The organism is Acinetobacter sp. UNC436CL71CviS28, from assembly GCF_000620525.1.
Classification (GTDB): Bacteria; Pseudomonadota; Gammaproteobacteria; order Pseudomonadales; family Moraxellaceae; genus Acinetobacter; species Acinetobacter radioresistens.
Window position 1 is genome coordinate 1 of sequence record NZ_JIBB01000098.1, and the last position, 1,361, is coordinate 1,361.

Here is a 1,361-nt window from a genome sequence, read left to right on the forward strand (position 1 = left end):
ATCCCTGACAAGCATTACCGGAAGAGGTTCCATCTCATCACTCTCTGCAGGATTACATAAGCTCATAAGTTTCGTAAGTTACATAAGTTATGTAATTTTATAATCTTATATTCCTTATAGATCAGCTGCTAACTGTTTATGTAATAACCTTGCAATTAAAACACACACTTCTCAATAAAGACCAAATTATAGAACTAGGGTTACCAGGGCAGACTAAATTTTTCCTATAGGTTAGTCGTGTTCAAAATAAGAATTTCTATTATTCAGGTTATGATAACTTTTCCGATTTATATTTTTCTTTATAGCCCACTTTTAACAAATCCGGATAATACTTTTTTACCTTTTCAGGGTCGAGAAGTTCAAGTGAAATCCTTTCTTTAAACGCTTCGATCTCTTCGCCTACATTGGCATATTTCCCCCCGAATTCGGGATATTTGATAAGGTCACACAATTTTTGAGCGAAAAATATAGATTGTTTTGGTGTCAACTGATATGTCGGTTCCAGTATCTTATCACTAACAATTAAGGAAGCTTTTTGATTAAAAGAAAATTCGATATGTGTAATTGTTCTTCCTTCTTTTTTTTGCTCATAACTTACGTCGATATCAGTAAGTTTATTAATTTGATCTATGGCAACCGTCAATACACGCTTTTTGAAATCTCCCATGGTTTTATATTCATTTTCAAGTAGACCTAACTTATCACGCAATTCAACCATACTAATATATAGCTTGCCTTTGCTACGCCATCTAATCAAAAGTTCATACAGCCGTATAGCGTATACACTAGATAATTGAGAAATTTGCTTTAATTCATAACGAGTAAACTTTTCTTCAAGTTTTACAAAAAGCTGTAAAATATCAGGAGCAAAAATTAGTTGAGCGCATGCGGCTTCTTTAACATAGCCAACTTTTGATACCCAACGGCTTTTGTAGACCGCTGGCCTACCTGTAACAGGATCTATGGCCTTATAGGTGAGTCTACGTTCAAACAAGTTATCACACGCTCCCTGAAGAGCCTCATAGGCCGCTTGACGACCCAAATTAAAGTGCTTCATGTATTCAGACGCATGGATTGTTAGCAATGTATCCGATGTAAGCTCTTTTTCAATTTCCCTAGCTGCAATAATTGCAACTAAAATTAAGCGTTGTTCAGACAGAGTCAATGCATAAGATGCTTCAATCAAGTTATTGTCTTTATAAATCAGATTTGCCATATTGTGATTAAAGAAATAAGTTCCATTAATAGACATTAACACTTAATGTCCATTAATGGAACTTATTTATGCCAAGAAAACGTCCATTTATATCAAGAAAACGTCCATTTAAATAAAGGAAAATGTCCACTTATTGTCAGGAAAA

Annotated in this window: 1 protein-coding gene; it reads right to left on the bottom strand. The window is 34.2% G+C overall.

Annotated features, from left to right (window positions below; all coding sequences use genetic code 11):
- Window positions 1-268: 268 nt before the first annotated feature.
- Window positions 269-1,216, bottom strand: coding sequence for a replication initiation protein RepM (repM, locus tag N518_RS0115305; protein ID WP_026444494.1), 948 nt, complete (start codon window positions 1,214-1,216; stop codon window positions 269-271).
- Between the last annotated feature and the right edge of the window lie 145 nt (window positions 1,217-1,361).